Annotated in this window: 3 protein-coding genes; 1 reads left to right on the top strand and 2 read right to left on the bottom strand. The window is 75.8% G+C overall.

Annotated elements, in window-relative coordinates:
• Together ACTIR_RS0104205 and ACTIR_RS0104200 are read right to left on the bottom strand one after the other, a co-directional pair.
• On the bottom strand, positions 1–857 hold an 857-nt coding region (locus tag ACTIR_RS0104205), incomplete at its 3' end, for an ABC transporter ATP-binding protein (protein ID WP_052583712.1).
• A complete protein-coding gene (locus ACTIR_RS0104200) occupies positions 854–1936 on the bottom strand; it encodes a LolA family protein (RefSeq protein WP_026453330.1) in 1083 nt (360 codons plus the stop codon). The genes ACTIR_RS0104200 and ACTIR_RS0104205, both read right to left, overlap by 4 nt.
• 189 nt (positions 1937–2125) lie before the next feature.
• On the opposite strand from ACTIR_RS0104200, the gene ACTIR_RS0104195 reads away from it, so the two are divergent.
• Entirely contained in the window at positions 2126–2872 is a 747-nt protein-coding gene (locus ACTIR_RS0104195) for a response regulator transcription factor (protein WP_026453329.1), read from the top strand.
• Positions 2873–2993 lie beyond the last annotated feature (121 nt).

The raw sequence follows: 2993 nt of genomic DNA, 5'->3' as shown, positions 1-2993 counted from the left end.
GGCGCCGTGGCCGCCGTCAGGTCGGCCCGCACGCCCTCCGGTGCGGGGCGGGCCGGGACGCGGTTGCCGCGCAGCGCCTCCACCGCCGTCTCCGTGTCCGGTGTGGACACGATCAGCGCGGGCGAGTTCGACTCCAGCAGGTCGGCCAGCTCGCCCTGGGCCACCACGGTGCCCTCGTGCAGCACCGCCACGTGCGTGCAGGTCGCCTCCACCTCGGCCAGCAGGTGCGACGACACCAGTACGGTCACCCCCGCGGCGTGCAGCTCCCCGATGATCGTGCGGATCTCGCGGGTGCCCGCGGGGTCGAGCCCGTTGGTGGGCTCGTCGAGCACCACCATCTGCCGGGGCACCAGCAGCGCCCCCGCGAGGCCGAGGCGTTGCTTCATGCCGAGCGAGTAGCCCCGGTAGCGCCGGTCGGCGGCCCCGGCCAGGCCGACCCGCTCCAGTGCGGCCGACACCGCCCCTGCGAGGTCACCGCCCGCCAGGTGCGGTTCGGCGGCGGCCAGGCGCAGCAGGTTCTGCCTGCCGGACAGGAACGGGTGGAACCCCGGCGACTCGACCAGCGCTCCCACGTCCGGGAGTGCGCGCGCCGCCCGGTCCGGCATCGGCTCACCCAGCAGGTGCACCTCGCCCGCCGTCGGGCGCACCAGCCCGAGCAGCATCCGGATCGTGGTGGTCTTGCCCGACCCGTTCGGCCCGAGCATCCCGAGCACCGCGCCCCGGGGGACGTCCAGGTCGACGTGCTCGACGGCCACGGTGGCCCCGTAGGTCTTGCGCAGTCCCCGGGTCCGTGCGGCGGTGCCCGTGGCGGGCGGGCCCGGGGCCCGGCCCGCCACGGTGGTTCCCGTCGTGCTCACCGGGTGCCCAGGGCCTCGGTCAGGACCGGCTCCGGTACGGCGCCCACGGCCACCCGGCCGTCGTCGGTCACCAGCGCCGTCACCGCCCCGGTGGTGATCAGATGGCCGGAGCCGTACGGGCCGGTGACCCGCTCGCCGACCTGGCGCAGCAGGTCACGGGGGCTGCCCATGTCGGTGGGGCCGCCCGCGTCGGAGCCCTGCCGGAGGGCGTCCTCGGGCAGCCGGGTGAGCAGGACGGTGTCCCAGCCGTCCCCGACGGTCTCCACGGGCCGGTGCCCGGGGCCGTGGCCTTCGGTGTCCGGCCGCGCACCCTTCTTCTCCCCGGGGGTCACGGACTCGACGTCGACGCCCTCGGGCGGCTCGAACTCGAACAGGTGCGCGGGCTGCGCACCGAGGTCGAGCTCGTCGAATCCGACTTCCAGGGCGGGTTCGGTGGTGCCGTGGGTGAACACGGACAGCCGCAGCGGCATCCGGGTCTGCTCGTCCACCGCGACCCGCACCTCACGCAGCAGCGTGCGCTCGTCCGGCCGCGGGGTCAGCACGAGCTCGTAGGCGGGGCGGTCGGCGACCGTGGCGGTGCCGTCCACCGAGACGGTGCTGCTCTCCCGCGCCCCGGCCACGAACTGCCGGGCCAGTGCGGTGGGGTCGGCCGCCTCCCGGCCCGCGCCCGGCGAACGGTGGTGTTCACCCCGGGGGACGTCGACGCGGGTCGCCGACTCCGCGCCGGAGTCGTACGTCCACAGCGCCTCCTCGCCCAGCACGGCGGTGAGCTCACCGCGCTCCCGTTCCAGCGCGACACGGCTGTGCCCCTCCCCGTCGTGGAACACCCGCGCGGACTCGGACTCCAGCGCGGGCACCCCCGGTACGGCGGGTAGGTCGAGCCCGTTGTCCAGCCCGACGGTGCCGGACAACGCGGGCACGTCGGCGCGCAGCACCGACTCCACCAGTGCCTGCGCCTCCACCGGGGGCAGGTCGGGGTCCGTTCCCGCGCCCGCGGGCGCCGCGAGCACCCCCAGCCCGGTCGCCCCCACCGCGGTGCCCACCACGGCGATGGCGGTTGCTCGTCTTCTCGGGTTCACGGTTCCTCCTCGTCCGGTGTCTCCAGTGTGCCCGGGACCCCGACACCGCGCCCCCGTCCGGGGCCGGTGGGGCGGGGAGCCCCGACGTCATCCAGGGTGCGGCGGCGGAGCTGAGACGTCCCTGAGACCGCACCGGGAGCTGAGATCGCGCTGAGAGTTCCCGCGCCCGGCGGCGCGGGCGGGCATCCTGTGGGTGTGAAACCGCGAGTGCTGGTGGTCGACGACGAACCCGGCGTGCGCAAGGCGCTGCGCCGCGGGCTCACCGCGGAGGGCATGGAGGTCGTGGTCGCCGCGGACGGGCACGACGCGCTGCGCCTGGCCCGCACCGGGACCTTCGACGTGCTGCTGCTGGACATCATGGTGCCCGGCCTGTCCGGCTACCGCGTGCTGGAGCGGCTCCGGGACGAGGGGGTGCCCACCCCGGTGCTGCTGATCTCGGCGAAGGACGGTGAGGTCGACCAGGCCGACGGGTTCGACCTCGGCGCCGACGGCTATCTCGTCAAGCCTTTCTCGTTCGTGGTGCTCGTGGCCCAGGTCCGGGCGGTGCTGCGTCGGTCCGGCGAGCGCCGGGGTGCGGGTCCGCTGCGGCTCGGTCCCCTCGTGGTGGACCGGGACAGCCGCACGGTGCGCTGGCACGACGAACCCGTCCCGTTCTCGCCGCGCGAGTTCGCGCTGCTGGAGGTGCTCGCCGGGCGGCCCGGCACCGTGGTCACCAAGGACGAGCTGCTGCGCGCGGTGTGGGGGGACGAACAGGCCGCCACCCGCAACGTCGTCGAGGTCTACGTCGGCTACGTGCGGCGCAGGCTGGAGGCCGCCGGGGCGCACGGGGTGGTCCGCACCGTCCGCGGCCACGGCTACGTCGCCTCCGACCCGGACACCGTCCCCGGAGGGGAGGCCGGTGCCGGAGCCGGGACCGACGCGGTGCGACCGACGTGATCCGCGGGCTGGTGCGCTGGTGGCGCGGACGCGGCCTGCGGTTCCGGATCACCCTGGCGGCCACCACGATCGCGCTCGTCCCGCTGTTCGGACTGGCCGTGGCCGCGGGCCACGCGCTCGG

The organism is Saccharomonospora iraqiensis subsp. iraqiensis (assembly GCF_000430445.1).
GTDB lineage: Bacteria > Actinomycetota > Actinomycetes > Mycobacteriales > Pseudonocardiaceae > Saccharomonospora > Saccharomonospora iraqiensis.
Note: the sequence above shows the minus strand (reverse complement) of the source record. Positions and strands in the feature narration are given on the sequence as shown.